Below are 15,671 nucleotides of genomic sequence, written 5' to 3'. Positions count from 1 at the left end.
TCCATTATTGGTTCCGCACTGCGGGATTGCCTGTCAAACATCACAACATCAGAATGCACGCTGGTAAGGGATGATTCCCTGACTCAGCATCTGGCCAGTGCCCAGGCCATAATTCGAGCTCAGGCCACGTAACTCAATGTTGAATGAGATTTGGTTGTCGTACTTACTGTCGTTGTTTTCCCAACCGTTGATTTTACGTTCATATCCCAGACGAATCGCGTAGCAACACGAGCTGTACTGCAGGCCAACCAGCTGTGATGCCGGGCGATTATTGCGCGTATCGTAGTAATACGCGCCAACCACCGACCAGGCATCATGAATTGGCCAACTTGCCGTGGTGCCAACCTGTGAAATCCCGTTTTTATAAATCGGGTTATTCACTAGCGAGCTGTCGTTAAGCGCAGAAGCAACATACTCCGGGCTGCTGTAACGGTAGCTCAACTGCACCATACGGTCAGCATCACGACGGTATTCCAGCACGGTATTGCCCTGCGCCACGTTATTCAGGCGGGTATCGTATTGCAGCCCGCCACGCACGCCCCAGCGTTCGCTGATCTTCCAGTACGTATCCCCGGCCCAAAGAAGACTGCCGGTATCGTCATCTTTATTGGTCTGGTTAACGCCTGTACGCGAAGGCGTGAACGAATAGATTTGACCCACAGAAACGTTAAAACGTTCAACCAGATCATTATCATAAATTCGTGTAGTCACACCGGTCGCGACCTGGTTCGCTGAGGCGATGCGATCCAGACCGCTGTAAGAGCGATCGCGGAACAGGCCGGTGTAGTCCGTTTGCAGCAGCGTGGAGTCGTAAGGATAGATGTCGCTCTGGTCCCGATACGGGATATACAGGTACTGAACCCTTGGCTCCAGCGTTTGGGTGTAACCCTGCGCCCAGTCCATATCACGATCAAATACCATGCGCCCATCAACTTTAAACTGCGGTAATGTGCGGTTGACGGAGTCTTTCAGGACACCGCTGGTAGTGCTGGTGGGGGCAAAGTTAGCGTTGTAGTAATCAACGTCTTTTTGCTGGTAGTGCGTGGCCAGAAATTTGGCTTCGGTATTCAGACTGGCCCAGCTGTTTGATAACGGCAGATCGATCGTGGGTTCAATATGTAAGCGTGTCGTTTCAGGGAAACTGCTGTTCACATTTACAAATTTCACTGCCTGGGCATAAACACTTGTGTCGAATGGACCGACATCATTCTGGTACCAGTTCAGGTCCAGCTGCGGGAAGGCACGATAGACGTTGCTGTTACTGGTATTACCAAAAATCTGGAAGTCTTTGGTCGACAGCGTCGCATCCCAGTTGGTATCCGCGTAACCGACGCTAAATTTCTGCGAAGCATAGCCGTCAGTCGAGCTGTAATAAGGCGACGTCAGATCGTTGAAGTAATACTGATCGCTGACTTTGGTGTAGTCGGCATTAAAGCGCCAGTGCTGGTCATATACACCGGCATGACGCCAGTAAAATAACCAGCGGTCTGAACTGTCGCTTTGGGCTATGCCGCGCGCTGCTTTTTCATTGTCGTACTGCTTATCCGACGCCAGATAGTCAAATTCGACCAGGCCTGCGCCCGCTTCTGTGAGGTAACGGAATTCGTTCTGCAATTGCAGACCACGTTTACTCATATAGTGCGGCGTAATGGTGGCATCGGCCTGTGGCGCAATGTTCCAGTAGTAAGGCAGAATAAACTCAAAACCGTTATTGCTGCCGTATTTGGCATTAGGGATCAGGAAGCCTGAGCGGCGGCGATCGCCCAGCGGCAACTGCAGATACGGGCTGTAAAACACCGGAACCGGGCCAAGTTTAAAGCGCGCGTTCCAGATCTCTGCCACTTCTTCCTGGCGATCCTGAATGATTTCGGACCCCGCCACGCTCCAGCTGTTACTGCCGGGCAGACAGGACGTGAAGGTGCCGTTTTCCATGATGGTGTAACGGTTTTGTCCACGCAGCTTCATTTGATCGCCCGTACCCCGCCCCTGGCGGCCGACCATCTGATAATCACCGTCCCAGACGTTAGTATCTTTGGTATTAAGATTCGACCAGGCTTTCGGACCTTTCAGGATGACCTGATTATCGTCGTAGTGCACATTACCTAGCGCATCGACGGTCCGGACGGGCGTCGTCTGACCTTCTGGCTGGCGTTGGTGAAGTTGCACCTCATCAGCCAGCATGCGGCTGTTGCCCTGGCTTACGTCTACATCACCTTTGAAAATGGCATCATCAGGATAGTTGCCTTTCACGGAATCCGAGTGAATAGTAACGGGCAACTGATTGGGATCGCCATTGACCAGAGGGCGATTATAACTCGGCACGCCTAACATACACTGCGACATTAAATCGTCGGCGAAGGCTTGCTGGCTAATGGCTGCGCCGATCAGGGTGGCCAGCAGAGTAGGTATACGTTTTTTCATACGCGGTATCGAGAATTCCATGAAAACTGGCATCATGCCGACAATCGGGTCAGAGACTAACGCACTGCCTGGCGTTGCGCCAGTGTTAATCCTTTTCTGTCCGCGCTGCCGTTAGGCGCTGAGATAAATGACAGGTATGATAATGCAATTTTCAGCCGTAAGCATGGCGAATTGAGGAGTTTATGCGCTACTGGGGAAAAGTTATAGGTCTGGTGCTGGGATTATTGTCTGGCGCGGGCTTTTGGGGAATTGTAATCGGCCTGATCATTGGGCATGGATTTGACAAGGTTCGCGGCGCACAAAGCAAGGCGTACTTTTCAAACACCCAGACCCGACAGTCACTGTTTTTCAGCACCACGTTTCAGGTGATGGGGCATTTAACCAAATCGAAAGGGCGCGTAACGGAAGCGGACATCCAGATTGCGTCTCTGTTTATGGACCGCATGCAGCTTCACGGTGAGGCGCGTACTGCCGCACAACGTGCTTTTCGTGAGGGCAAACAGGGCGAATATCCGTTGCGGACCAAACTGCGCGAATTACGCAGTGCCTGCTTTGGCCGTTTTGACCTGATTCGGATGTTTCTGGAAATTCAGATTCAGGCCGCGTTTGCCGACGGCACACTGCATCCCAACGAACGTCAGGTCCTGTACGTTATTGGTGAAGAGTTGGGCATTTCACATAGCCAGTTCGATCAGTTTCTGCGCATGATGGAAGGCGGCCAGCAGTTTGGCGGCGGCCGCAGTTATTCTCAAGGCGGTTTCCAGCAGGCACAACGCGGTCCTACGCTGGACGATGCCTGTAATGTGCTGGGCGTGAAAAGCAGTGATGATGCCACTACCATCAAGCGAGCCTATCGCAAACTGATGAGTGAGCACCATCCCGATAAGCTGGTGGCAAAAGGGTTACCGCCAGAAATGATGGAAATGGCCAAACAGAAAGCGCAGGACATTCAGTCAGCTTACGATCTGATTCGCAAAGAAAAAGGCTTTAAGTAAGCGGCGTGCGCCCCGGTGATTCATCCGCGGGGCGCGCGAGTCATAAACGGGCCGGTCAGAAGTCGGCGGGCTGCTTGAAGGTCATCGCACTGCTAAACGCAGGATGCGTGATGGTCAGCGATTCGGCATGCAGCAGAAGCCGGCTTGCCATTGCCCTGGCTTCCGGGTGAGCATAAAACCCGTCCCCAAGTATCGGATGGCCCAGCGCCAGCATATGCACGCGCAACTGGTGCGAACGGCCGGTGATGGGCTTCAACGTGACGCGTGCGCTGTTATCGTCCCGATATTCCACCACCTGATACTCGGTTTGTGCCGACTTACCCGTCTCAAAACACACTTTCTGTTTTGGCCGGTTGGGCCAGTCACAAATCAAGGGCAAATCCACCAGGCCTTTTTCCTCTGCCGGATGTCCCCAGACCTGAGCGACATAGGTTTTGGCGGGTTCGCGCTCGCGAAACTGACGTTTTAGTTCACGCTCAGCGGCTTTCGTCAGTGCGACGACAATCACGCCGCTGGTGGCCATATCCAGCCGATGCACCGATTCGGCTTCAGGATAATCCCGCTGGATCCGCGTCATCACGCTGTCTTTGTGCGCCTCAAGTCGACCCGGCACGGAAAGCAGGCCGCTGGGCTTATTCACCACCATGATGTGCGCATCCTGATAGAGAATGTGCAGCCAGGGCTCAAGCGGCGGATTATAGGGTTCCATACATTATTCCAAAAAAGAGGGCCTTGCGGCCCTGAACTTACTGATGCGTAACCACAATCAGACGCAGCGCATCCAGGCGCCAGGTGGCTTCATCCAGGCTTTCCAGCACCTGCTCACGATTGCTTTCCAGCGCGTCAACTTCATCGTCACGAATATTGGGGTTGACGGCTTTCAGGGCTTCCAGACGCGATAACTCGGCCCCCAGCTTTTCACTCGCTTCGCGCCGTGCCATATCGATTATGGCACGTGCTTCACTGACGACTTCTTTTTCCGCCAGGGTAAGAATAGCGTGAACATCCTGCTGAACGGCGTTCACCAGCTTACTGCCTGTATGGCGGTTGACCGCATTCAACTGACGGTTGAAGCTCTCGAACTCCACTTTACCTGCCAGGTTAGTGCCCTTGCGATCTAACAGCAAACGCACAGGCGTTGGCGGCAGGAAACGGGTTAACTGCAGATGCTTAGGTGCCTGAGATTCCACCACGTAAATCAGTTCTACCAGCAGCGTGCCGACAGGCAATGCCTTATTCTTCAGCAGCGACAGCGCACAACTGCCCGTGTCGCCCGACAGGATCAGATCCAAGCCGTTACGGATCAGCGGATGTTCCCAGGTAATAAACTGGGTATCTTCACGCGACAGGGCCTGATCGCGGTTGAACGTGATGGTGCAACCGTCTTCAGGTAAGCCCGGGAAATCCGGGACTAGCATATGATCTGACGGCGTCAGCACAATCAGGTTATCGCTACGATCTTCCTGATTGATGCCCACGATATCAAACAGATTCAGGGCAAAGTTGACCAGCTCGGTGTCGTTATCCTGCTCGGCAATGGTATTCGCCAGCATCTGCGCGGCGTCGCCGCCGTTCGAGTTCAGCTCCAGTAACCGATCCCGACCTTGTTCAAGCTGAGATTTCAGCGCGTCATGCTGTTTACGGCAGGCGTCGATAAAGTCATCAAAGCCTTCACTGTTTTCCGGCGCAGCCAGATAATTAATCAGTTCAGCGTGCACGCTGTCATAGAGGGTTCTGCCGGTCGGACAGGTGTGCTCAAAGGCATCCAGCCCTTCGTGATACCAGCGCAGCAGGACCGCCTGAGCGGTTTTTTCCAGCCATGGCACCAGAATCTGAATGTCATGCGCCTGACCGATACGATCCAGACGACCGATGCGCTGCTCCAGCAGATCCGGGTTAAACGGCAGATCGAACATAACCAGGCGGCTGGCGAACTGGAAGTTACGGCCTTCAGAGCCGATTTCTGAACACAGCAGAACCTGTGCGCCGTTTTCTTCTGAGGCAAACCAGGCCGCAGCCCGATCGCGTTCAATAATCGACAGCCCTTCGTGGAACACGGCGGCACGGATACCTTCACGCTCGCGTAATACCTGCTCCAGTTGCAGAGCGGTTGCGGCCTGCGCGCAAATCACCAGCACCTTCTCTTTACGGTTGCTGGTCAGATAGCCCATAAGCCATTCTACACGTGGATCGAAGTTCCACCAGGTGCCGGTGTCGCCTTCAAACTCTTGATAAATCTGCTCCGGATAGAGCAGGTCGCGCGCGCGTTCTTCGGCGCTTTTACGCGCGCCCATGATGCTGGAAACTTTGATGGCCGTCTGGTACTGAGCCGGCAACGGCAGGCGAATGGTATGCAATTCCCGTTTCGGGAAGCCCTTCACGCCGTTACGGGTGTTACGGAACAACACGCGGCTGGTGCCGTGGCGATCCATCAGCATGGAAATGAGTTCCTGGCGCGCCTCTTGTTTGCCCTCGCGGTCACTGTTGGCGACCTGTAGCAGCGGTTCGATATCCTGCTCGCCAACCAGCTCATTAATCATATTCATCTCGTCTTGCGAGATGGGATTATCCGCCAGCAGGGAGGTGACCGCATCGGCAATCGGACGGAAATGCTGTTGCTCTTCGACGAAGGCGGCGAAGTCGTGGAAACGATCGGGATCGAGCAGGCGCAGGCGTGCGAAGTGGCTTTCCATGCCCAGTTGTTCTGGCGTGGCGGTCAGTAGCAGGACGCCTAGTGTGTTTTCGGCGAGCTTTTCAATGACCTGATATTCACGACTTGGCTCACCTTCAGACCAGGCCAGGTGATGCGCTTCATCGACCACCAGGAGATCCCAGTCCGCGTCGGCCAGCTTATCAAGACGCAGCTTATTGCGACGAACAAAGTCCAGCGAACAGATAATCAGTTGTTCCGTGTCGAAGGCATTGTCGCTGTCGTGCTGGGCTTCAGCGTAACGATCGTCATCGAACAGCGCAAAGCGCAGGTTGAAGCGGCGCAGCATTTCAACCAGCCACTGATGTTGCAGCGTTTCTGGTACCACAATCAGTACGCGCTCAGCGCGGCCAGCCAACAGCTGCTGCTGAATGATCATACCGGCTTCGATGGTTTTACCCAGACCCACTTCATCCGCCAGCAGAACGCGCGGTGCATGGCGACGGCCCACATCATGGGCGATATGCAACTGGTGGGGAATCAGGTTGGTACGCATCCCACGCAGGCCACTGACGGGCAGGCGGTACTGTTCACTTTGATATTTACGCGCACGAAAACGCAGGGCGAAGCGATCCATGCGATCGAGCTGGCCAGCGAACAGACGATCCTGGGGCTTGCTGAACACCAGTTTGCTGTCGAGCATGACTTCACGCAGCATCACGTTGGTTTCTTCAGTATCCAGGCGCGTACCGATATAGGTTATCAGGTCATTGTCATTACGGACTTCATCCACCCGCATTTGCCAGCCCTCATGGCTGGTCACGGTATCGCCCGGGTTAAAAATCACGCGGGTGACGGGCGAGTCGCTGCGAGCGTAGAGGCGATTTTCCCCTGTGGCCGGGAAGAGCAGCGTGATCATGCGAGTATCGATCGCCACCACGGTACCTAATCCCAGTTCACTTTCTGTATCACTAATCCAACGCTGACCTAATGTAAAAACCATATAATTTTTGCTCGAATTTTTAACGTTTTTGAAGGTGTTCCCCATTCTCAGGCAATAGCATGTCAACCAGGCAAAAGGGGCCTGGTGCGTATGTCAGAGCAGTGAGTTTTGAGGAAGGGCGTTATGGTACTGGATGGCAGGGCATTCGTCACCTGTCAAAAAAGCCCCAGTTGCCCGGTAATCAGTGTAGCAAAGTCACCCTCGACGAAAGGCAAAATGCCTTCGGCAACAGGTTGCAGCTGTTTCGTGACGTAGTGATCGTAGTCGAGCGGCGTGGTCCGGGCTTCAACGGGTTCGGGGCCGCCCGTCGCTATCACATAGCGAATGCGGCCACCGGTCTGATATTGCAGCGGCCGACCCAGTTTACGGTTGTGTTCATCCGCCAGACGGGCGGCGCGCACGTGAGGCGGCACATTGCGTTCATACTCCTTCAGCGGACGACGCAGGCGTTTCTTATAAATGAGCTGATCGTCCAGTTCGCCCGCCAGCAGCTGTGTTACGGTTGTGCGGACGTACTCTTCCCAGGGCTGACGATGAAATATCCGGCTGTAGAGTTCCTGCTGAAACTGCTGCGCCAGTGGCGTCCAGTCGGTCCGGACGGACTCCAGCCCTTTAAACACCATACGTTCACTGTCGCCTTCACGAATTAATCCCGCGTAGCGTTTCTTACTGCCCTGTTCCGCACCGCGAATGGTTGGCATCAGGAAACGGCAAAAGTGATTTTCATATTCCAGTTCGAGTGCGCTCATCAGGCCATATTGCTGCTGGAGATGTTCACGCCACCAGTCATTGACCTTCGCAGCCAGTGCGCGGCCTGTTGCTTCCGCCTCGGCTTCATCCCGGGCGGACTTCAGCCAGACAAAGGTAGAATCCGTATCGCCATAAATCACATCATAGCCTTCTGCTTCAATAAGCTCGCGGGTTTGCTGCATGATGGCATGACCGCGCAGCGTAATCGACGAGGCCAGGCGAGGATCAAAAAAGCGGCAGGCGCTGGTGCCCAGCACGCCATAAAACGCATTCATAATGATTTTCAGGGCCTGCGACAGGGGCTTATTGCCCTGTTTTTTCGCGGTTTCGCGTCCCTGCCAAATCTGTTCCACAATCGCGGGCAGGCAATGCGTTTCGCGTGAGAAGCGCGCCTCACGAAAGCCGGGCACCGAATCCGCATCCGTTGGGTGCGCCAGCCCTTCGATGAGGCCGACGGGATCGATCAGAAAGGTGCGGATAATCGAGGGATAAAGACTTTTGTAATCCAGCACCAAAACGGAATCATACAGGCCTGGCCGGGAATCCATCACATAGCCGCCGGGGCTGGCTTCCGGCGCAACATCGCCGAGATTGGGGGCGACAAAACCGACCCGATGCATGCGGGGAATATACAGATGGCTGAAGGCCGCCACAGAGCCGCCGTGGCGATCGACCGCCAGCCCGTTAACAGCGGCGCGCTCCAGCAAAAACGGCATGATCTCGGTTTTATGGAAGATGCGTGTGACCAGCTCGCAGTCCTTCAGGTTATAGCGTGCCAGCGCCGGTTTATCGTTGGCAAAACGCCAGTTTATCTCTTCCATGCGCTGCCACGGGTTATCAATAGCTTTGCCTTCGCCGAGCAGTTGTTGTGAAACCGACTCCAGACTAAAAGAGGGGAAATCCCAGAAGGCGGATTTCAGCGCATCAATACCGTCAATGATCAGCCGACCTGTCGCCTGGGCAAAAAACACGCCGGGTTTAAAACCGTGCTCACGCCATTCCAGTACAGCCTGCTGGCGGCCCAGGCGTAACGGAATGCCATAGCGGTCGGCATGTTTCTGCAGAACGCGCAGGTCAAACTGCACCACGTTCCAGCCGATCACCACATCGGGGTCATGGTCGGCAAACCAGCGATTGAGCGCCTCCAGCAGTTGAGGGCGGGTTTCCAGGTAAATGAGTTCGAAATCCAGTGCGCTGGCATCGCCGTTAGGCGGTCCCAGCATGTAAACCTGACGCTGGCCGCAGCCTTCAAGGCCAATGCAGTAAAGCTCGCCATGCTGGGTGGTTTCGATATCCAGAGAGACCCATTTCAGCGGTGGGCGGTAGTCAGGATGCGGTTTGAGCCGGGCGTTAACCAGCGCATCGCCCTGCGCGTCACCATCGAACCACACGGGCGCGGTGATAAACCGTTCCATCAGATAGCGTTCAGGCGGACGAATATCGGATTCGTAAAGGGGAATGCCGTTTTCGCGCAGTTTCTTTTCAATCCACTGAAGCTGGCGATGCTGGCGGCAGTAAAGGCCAAATACCGGCCGGCGGCGAAAATCGGTTAACTGGAGAGGCTGCATGCGCACCTGGCGCTCGTCCTGTAGCAGCGTTTCGACCTGCGCCTGGTACTCGCAGGGAATAAACGTCACCGATTCCTGCACGGGCAGCACGACGCGCTGAGCACCGTCATCGGTGGCCAGCCAGAGCGTAATTTCGGTGCCTTGCGGCGTATCGCGCCAGTGACGGCTCAGCAGAAACCCTGCGCGGGGCTTATTCACGTATTCTCCAGGCTGATAGCGAATCGGACATGCGGTTAAAAAGTATAACATGGATATTTATACAGTGTCTCCCGGTGCGTTTTGTCAATATTGGCCTACAATTCTTGCCTTGACGCTGTGATGTCTGCTCTGGACAATCCAGCCTTCTGCTTTTTCTGAGGATTGATATGGAAGCCTGGGTTCAACACCTGATTACACAGTCGCTGGAGTGGGCGCTGTTTGCCGTGGCGCTGGTGACGTTTCTGGAGTCACTGGCGTTTGTGGGGCTGCTGCTCCCCGGCACCGTGATGATGGCGAGCCTTGGCGCGCTGGTGGGCAGTGGGCAGATCGGTTTGTATCCCGCCTGGGCCGCTGGCTTCGTCGGTTGTCTGCTTGGCGACTGGGTTTCTTACGGGATTGGCTGGAAATTTCAGGGGCCGCTTCATCGCTGGAAATACCTGCAAAAATACAAAGGGCTGCTGGATAAAACCGAACATGCGCTGTATCAGCACAGCATGTTTACCATTCTGGTCGGCCGTTTTGTGGGACCCACTCGCCCGCTGATCCCGCTGGCGGCAGGTATGCTGGAATTGCCGGTACGCAAGTTTCTGCCCCCCAATCTGATCGGCTGTATTTTATGGCCCCCGCTTTATCTGTTGCCGGGGATTCTGGCAGGTGTGGCGATTGATGTCCCGAAAGAAGCCCAGGGCGGTCACTTTATCTGGCTGCTGGTTGCCGTTGCCCTTGTGGTGTGGCTGGGATGCTGGCTGTGCTGGCGCTGGTGGCGCGGTGAAAAGACCCGCGACTGGGCCACCGCGTATTTGCCGCCTGAACGACTGCGCTGGCTTGCGCCACTGGGCCTGGTCGTGGCCGTTGCGGCCTTCGTCGGTATTCAGTTTCACCCGATGATGCCAGTTTTCCGCCACCTGCTGTGGCAGGTCTTTATCGGTTAACGACGTGGGATGCCGAGCACATCGGCTTCCCGCACGTCCCCTGACAGCAGCCGGTCCGTTGCGCCATCCCAGTAAACCCGTCCATCTACCACCACCACGCTGCGTGGCGCAATCTGCTGCGCATCTTCAAGACTGTGCGACACCATAAGTAATGTGATTTCACGGGCTTCGCAGACGGTACGCACCAGGTTGAGCATTTCGCCACGCAGTGCCGGATCAAGCGCCGAGAAAGGTTCATCCAGCAGTAATACCGGCCGATCGCGCAGCAGGCAGCGTGCCAGCGCTACGCGCTGACGTTGTCCACCGGAGAGCTGGCCTGGCAGGCGCGACAGCATCTCACTGAGCCCGACCTGCTGTGCAATGGTGGCGACCTGCTGACGCTGGTCCGCAGTCAGCCTGAGCCCGGGATGTAAGCCCAGCCCCAGATTCTGTTCCACGCTGAGATGCGGAAACAGGTTGTTTTCCTGAAACAGCATTGATACCGGGCGCTGAGCGGGCACGCTGTGGGTATGATCGACGCCATCCATCATCAGACTGCCCTGGCTGACGGGCAGAAAGCCGGCAATCAGATTTAACAACGTACTCTTACCCGCGCCGCTTGGACCAAGAATCGCCAGCCGTTCGCCGCGCCCGGCGTGAAGGGAAAAACGCATCGGCAAATGCTGATACAGGTAAGTCAGATTATTCAGTGTCAGCATGGCGACCCGGTAATTTTTCCATCAGAGTAAACAGAGACAGGCAGAGCACCAGCAACAGTAATGCGGTAACGGCTCCGTCGGCCCCGCGATAGGCACTAATCTGCTGATAGAGGTAGAAAGGCAGCGTGCGGAAATCGGCGTTACCGAACAGCGCCACGACGCCAAAGTCTCCAATTGACAGTACGCAGGCAAACGCCAGCGCCTGTGCCAGTGGCCGCTTCAGTGCACGGAGTTCTATCAGCGTCAGGCGGTTCCATCCGCTGATCCCTAATGCGCCGCACAGGTGGTTGTAGCGTTCTGCGATATCCCGCATCGGGTTTTCCAGCACTTTCAGGGCATAGGGGATGGCGATCAGTGCATTGGCGAACATCACTACGCCATCCGCCGCATCGGGCAGCCCTGTTGTGGCATTCAGCAGCAGGAAAAAGCCGGTTGCCAGCACGATACCCGGCATGGCCAGAATCAGCATGCCGCTGGTGTCCATAAATTGTGCGGCGAGTTTACGCTGGCGCAGGCGCAGTTCGCGACTGCTCCAGAGCAGCATGGTCGTCAGTAACACGCACAGCACGCCAGCGCCCAGGGCGATGCGCAGTGAGGTGAATGTTGCCTGCCACAACGCCGGTTGTTGCAAGGCGCCGCGCAGTCCGCCGTCCAGGCCATTAATAATCACTGCGATCAGGGGCGGTAGCAGTAACAGCAAGGCTAAACCGATGAGAGTAATGTCACTGATGCGCGCCAGCACGGAATCCTGCAGATCGCGCCAGCCCTGGCGCTGCGTGTTGCCAGCGGGAATGGCGTGACTGAAGCGCTGACTGAGAAGCACCAATACCAGGCAGCAGCAAAGCTGAATCAACGCCAGGAGTGCGGCGCGTCCCGGATCGTAGTCGTAACTTAAAGCCTGAAAAATGGCCAGTTCGATAGTGGTGGCCCGCGGCCCGCCACCCAGTGAAAGAACCGTGGCAAAACTGGCGAAGCAGAGCATGAAAATCAACGCACCGGTAGGCAGTAACTGGCGACGTAGCCACGGCCATTCAAGGAGCCGAAAGTGATGCCAGCCACGGATATTCAGCTGTGCAGCAAGCTGACGCTGTTCGGCCGGAATGCTTTCCAGCGCCTGCAGCATCAGGCGCGTGGCCAGCGGCAGGTTGAAAAAAACATGGGCCAGTAAAATGCCCTGAAGCCCGTAAGGCGAGAAGTGATAGTCCACGCCAAGCCAGGCGCAGAGCCGGGCCAGCCAGCCCACCCGACCATAGACAGTGAGCAGACCAAATACCGCGACCAGCACCGGCAAGACCAGCGTCATGGCGCACAGGCGTAATAATCCCTGACGGCCAGGAAAACGGCGTCGATAGAGAGCCCGGGACAGCGGAATGGCCGGCAGCAAAGAGAGCAGGGCGGAGAGCAGCGCCTGCGTAAATGAAAAGCCAATCACATGATGCAGATAGGTATCCTGCAGAACCGCGCGCCAGTCGGTCGCCGGGGCCGCCATCCACAGTGCAGCAAAAGCTGACAACGCCACGCTGCAAAGCAGCAACGTGGCGAGTGAACCCGGAATCAGCCAGAAGGGGATCAGCGGCTCACGGCGCGTTGCCATTGGCTGACCCATTGTGAACGGTGGCTGGCGACGGCTTCAGGCGAAAACTGTAATGCTGTGTTCGGCACGCTGAGTGAAGCAAAGCCTGCAGGCAGGTCGGTTTTGATCACCGGGTACATCCAGTTGCCAGTTGGAATCGTATTCTGGAAAGCGGGCGTGACCATGAACTGCATAAACTGCTCTGCCAGTTTTGGTTGTTTGCTGTTAGCCAGGCGGGCTGCCACTTCCACCTGCAGATAGTTGCCTTCGGCAAACGGTGCCGCAGCATAGTTATCCTTCTTCTCTTCAATAATGTGATAAGCCGGCGACGTGGTATAGCTCAACACCAGATCGCTCTCGCCTTTCAGAAACAGACCGTAGGCTTCACTCCACCCTTTGGTCACCGTGACGGTTTTCTTTGCCAGCTTTTGCCAGGCTTCAGGCGCCTTGTCCCCGTAGACTTTTTGCATCCACAGCAGCAGGCCAAGGCCCGGCGTGCTGGTGCGGGGATCTTCATAAATCACGCGCCATTTTTCGGGGCTTTCGACCAGTTCTTTCAGGCTCTTTGGTGGGTTTTTCAGCGTGTTTTTGTTATAGACGAACGCGAAGTAGCCGTAATCGAAAGGCACAAAGGTGGTGTCATTCCAGCCGCCGGGAACCCGCAATTTACCGGTATCAACGTCGCTTTTGGCAAACAGCCCGGTTTGTTGCGCGGCCTGCAGGAGGTTGTTATCCAGCCCTAAGACCACATCGGCCTTGCTGTTCTTGCCTTCCAGACGGACGCGATTCAGCAGCGAAACCCCGTCTTCCAGGGCCACATATTTCAGTTCGCAACCGCACTGGGCTTCAAAGGCTTTTTTAACGGCCGGACCGGGTCCCCAGTCAGCGGAAAACGAATCATAGGTGTAAACCGTCAGGACAGGTTTGGCCGCGAAGACCGGGGCAGAGAGTAACAGCAGCACGGGCAGGACGTTTTTTAACACTTTGCGCTCCTATAGCGGCAGGGTTGAGTCGCAAAGGATCTGAGCAAAGTTGCCTCTCAAATCCCTACGTCGGCATTAACCGATTCAGGTTCGACGGGTATATCTCAGCGCTCTGACATGATGGAAAGAGGCACCCCGTTGAGAACGTCACATTCTAGTCATTTAATGCCCGCCGGGAAAGGATCACAGCGTAGGCGGTGCAAACCAGGCGGATTTAAAGTCAAACCACCCCAGCGTATTCATCCGTACCCCGCGCATACTGCGCTGGCCTTCCAGCAGCAGCCAGTGATGAAACAACGGATGAAGCCAGTTGCTTTCAACCAGCTGTTTCGCCCATTCAGCAAGGGGGAGCGTTTTCTCACGCCAGCGCGCAGCATCCTGCTGCCAGTTCACCGGCAGGCAGTGCTGCAACAACGGGACTTCGTATAACAGCGCAAACAGAGAATAGTCCAGGGGCAGGGTAAAGTTGACGCTGCCGAGCCAGATATCGCTTTCACCTGTGCCCTGATGCCAGGATTCATAACTGACCTCACGCACGTCCAGCGTCACGTCCTGTTGCGCCAGTAGTGGACGCAAGGCATCGGTGATACTGACGTGCTCAATGTGCTGGTTATAAACGGTCAGCGTCAGGTGCGTCAGGCCTGCGGGTTTTTCTACCGGTGTCAAATCACGCCGGTGGTGCCAGCGGGGCAGCAGGCCGTAAGCAGGAAACCAGTAACGCTGGTAACCCAGATCCGCATTGTTCAGTAAGGCAATGGGGTTAAGCAGGAAGCTAAGCCAGCGTCGAATGCCCGGTTCGCCTGCCTTCGCGGAGCGCTGGTCAAACAGTAAAAAGTAGCAGCCCTCTTCAAGCCGACTCTCTTCCTGTTTCTCATCGGCCTGTTCGCCCTGCAGGCGAACACCGGCATAAACCACTTCGTCACTGATCTCGGGCAGCACCCATACCGACACGTCATCGATCAAGGCGCGATAGCCAAAGTAGTCGTCGAAGGCTTCGATCTTCAGCTGACTTTGCTGATTGCGGATGACCCGATAGGGCCCTGTCCCTATGGGCTGACGGGCAAAATCGCGCATATCGGGCCACTCGCGCGGCAGAATCATGGCGCTGACGCTGCCCAACAGCCAGGGTAGCCAGCTGTCGGGCTGATCTAAATAGATATCCAGCGTCCAGGGGGCAGGGGAGTCAAGTCGCTGAAGATGGGAAAACAGCGGATGCTGGCGCAGGCGCTCAAGGCTGGCAATCACATCGGTCATGTCGAGTTCCCGGCCATGATGGAAACGGATAGCCGGACGTAAATAAAAGCGCCAGTGTCGATCCGAATGTTGCTGCCAGTGATGAGCGATATCGGCTTCGATTTCCCCCTTTTCCTCATTTATGCGTGTCAGACCGCTAAAAATCTGGCGAGCGATATGGGTTTCTGACCGGCGCAGGGGCGATCCAGGCAGCAGATTGAGCAGAGGGCGATAGTAGAGGACGCGCAGAATATGTTTTCCCTGCCGGAAACTGCGGCCCAGATGCGCGCTGATCATCTGTCTGACCTGATCTTTATCGCCGACAAGCTGCACCAGTTGATCAATACGATCCTGTTCCAGCAGGTCTTCAGCGCGCTGCTGCTGCAGGGTTAGTCCGGTGTAGCAGAAGGTGAGCACGGATCGCTTGCCCCGTCCGGCCTCCGCCTGCCAGGTGAGCCAGCCGGCTTCCTGCATCCTGTTAAGCAGGTTCCGCATATGGCGACGTGAACAGTGCAGGGCGTCGGCCAGTTCACCCAGGGTGGTTTCCTGCGATTGCCCCTGACAGCTCTGCCACAGACGAATGAACTGCTGCTTCAGACGTGATGACGACATAAAAGAGGAACTCCCTCTGAAACCTGCTCTGTTTTTCCTGCCCTATTTTAGAGGC

At 55.8% G+C, this 15,671-nt stretch carries 10 protein-coding genes and 1 riboswitch; of the genes, 2 read left to right on the top strand and 8 right to left on the bottom strand.

Annotated elements, in window-relative coordinates; translation table 11 throughout:
• Positions 1-48 precede the first annotated feature (48 nt).
• Positions 49-2,421: an LPS assembly protein LptD gene (gene lptD, locus RAC90_RS12570; protein ID WP_054634508.1), complete on the bottom strand. Its 2,373-nt coding sequence runs from the start codon at positions 2,419-2,421 to the stop codon at positions 49-51.
• 182 nt (positions 2,422-2,603) lie between these two features.
• On the opposite strand from lptD, the gene djlA reads away from it, so the two are divergent.
• The gene (djlA, locus tag RAC90_RS12565; RefSeq protein ID WP_006117650.1) at positions 2,604-3,416 is read left to right on the top strand and encodes a co-chaperone DjlA; all 813 of its coding nucleotides are present in this window, start codon (positions 2,604-2,606) and stop codon (positions 3,414-3,416) included.
• 55 nt (positions 3,417-3,471) lie between these two features.
• On the opposite strand, the gene rluA is transcribed toward djlA, so the two are convergent.
• The 3 genes from rluA to polB all read right to left on the bottom strand — a co-directional run bounded on the left by rluA (position 3,472) and on the right by polB (position 9,585).
• Positions 3,472-4,125 carry a bifunctional tRNA pseudouridine(32) synthase/23S rRNA pseudouridine(746) synthase RluA gene (gene rluA, locus RAC90_RS12560; protein WP_375124393.1) on the bottom strand — a complete coding sequence of 218 codons (654 nt, stop codon included), beginning with the start codon at positions 4,123-4,125 and terminating at the stop codon, positions 3,472-3,474.
• Between the two features lie 37 nt (positions 4,126-4,162).
• On the bottom strand, positions 4,163-7,069 hold the full coding sequence (gene rapA, locus RAC90_RS12555) for an RNA polymerase-associated protein RapA (RefSeq protein ID WP_375124392.1): 2,907 nt from the start codon (positions 7,067-7,069) through the stop codon (positions 4,163-4,165).
• Positions 7,070-7,224: 155 nt separating this feature from the next.
• Positions 7,225-9,585 carry a DNA polymerase II gene (gene polB, locus RAC90_RS12550; protein WP_324020499.1) on the bottom strand — a complete coding sequence of 787 codons (2,361 nt, stop codon included), beginning with the start codon at positions 9,583-9,585 and terminating at the stop codon, positions 7,225-7,227.
• 167 nt (positions 9,586-9,752) lie between these two features.
• Between polB and RAC90_RS12545 the strand changes: the two genes are divergently transcribed.
• Positions 9,753-10,517 (top strand): DedA family protein, encoded by a 765-nt coding sequence (locus RAC90_RS12545; RefSeq protein ID WP_006117654.1) that lies wholly within the window; start codon positions 9,753-9,755, stop codon positions 10,515-10,517.
• Here the strand turns inward: RAC90_RS12545 and thiQ are convergent.
• From thiQ to sgrR, 4 genes are all read right to left on the bottom strand, one after another.
• Positions 10,514-11,215 (bottom strand): thiamine ABC transporter ATP-binding protein ThiQ, encoded by a 702-nt coding sequence (thiQ, locus tag RAC90_RS12540; RefSeq protein ID WP_375124391.1) that lies wholly within the window; start codon positions 11,213-11,215, stop codon positions 10,514-10,516. The two genes, RAC90_RS12545 and thiQ, sit on opposite strands and share 4 nt — an antisense overlap.
• On the bottom strand, positions 11,199-12,809 hold the full coding sequence (thiP, locus tag RAC90_RS12535; protein WP_375124390.1) for a thiamine/thiamine pyrophosphate ABC transporter permease ThiP: 1,611 nt from the start codon (positions 12,807-12,809) through the stop codon (positions 11,199-11,201). Before thiP ends, thiQ begins: the two co-directional genes overlap by 17 nt.
• A complete protein-coding gene (thiB, locus tag RAC90_RS12530; RefSeq protein ID WP_375124389.1) occupies positions 12,785-13,771 on the bottom strand; it encodes a thiamine ABC transporter substrate binding subunit in 987 nt (328 codons plus the stop codon). The genes thiP and thiB overlap by 25 nt, the downstream gene beginning before the upstream one ends.
• A 43-nt stretch (positions 13,772-13,814) precedes the next feature.
• Positions 13,815-13,919, bottom strand: a riboswitch (TPP riboswitch).
• A 35-nt stretch (positions 13,920-13,954) separates the two neighbouring features.
• Positions 13,955-15,616 (bottom strand): HTH-type transcriptional regulator SgrR, encoded by a 1,662-nt coding sequence (gene sgrR, locus RAC90_RS12525; RefSeq protein ID WP_375124388.1) that lies wholly within the window; start codon positions 15,614-15,616, stop codon positions 13,955-13,957.
• Between the last annotated feature and the right edge of the window lie 55 nt (positions 15,617-15,671).

This window comes from Pantoea sp. CS_6 (genome assembly GCF_041954745.1).
Taxonomy (GTDB): Bacteria; Pseudomonadota; Gammaproteobacteria; order Enterobacterales; family Enterobacteriaceae; genus Pantoea; species Pantoea stewartii.
The sequence above is the reverse complement of the archived record's forward strand: the minus strand, read 5'-3'. Positions and strand labels throughout refer to the sequence as shown.

Excerpts from the sequence above, each read along its gene's own strand:
- lptD (WP_054634508.1), bottom strand. The coding sequence starts at position 2,421 with ATGAAAAAACGTATACCTACTCTGCTGGCCACCCTGATCGGCGCAGCC.
- djlA (WP_006117650.1), top strand. The coding sequence starts at position 2,604 with ATGCGCTACTGGGGAAAAGTTATAGGTCTGGTGCTGGGATTATTGTCT.
- rluA (WP_375124393.1), bottom strand. The coding sequence starts at position 4,125 with ATGGAACCCTATAATCCGCCGCTTGAGCCCTGGCTGCACATTCTCTAT.
- rapA (WP_375124392.1), bottom strand. The coding sequence starts at position 7,069 with ATGGTTTTTACATTAGGTCAGCGTTGGATTAGTGATACAGAAAGTGAA.
- RAC90_RS12545 (WP_006117654.1), top strand. The coding sequence starts at position 9,753 with ATGGAAGCCTGGGTTCAACACCTGATTACACAGTCGCTGGAGTGGGCG.
- thiQ (WP_375124391.1), bottom strand. The coding sequence starts at position 11,215 with ATGCTGACACTGAATAATCTGACTTACCTGTATCAGCATTTGCCGATG.
- thiP (WP_375124390.1), bottom strand. The coding sequence starts at position 12,809 with ATGGCAACGCGCCGTGAGCCGCTGATCCCCTTCTGGCTGATTCCGGGT.
- sgrR (WP_375124388.1), bottom strand. The coding sequence starts at position 15,616 with ATGTCGTCATCACGTCTGAAGCAGCAGTTCATTCGTCTGTGGCAGAGC.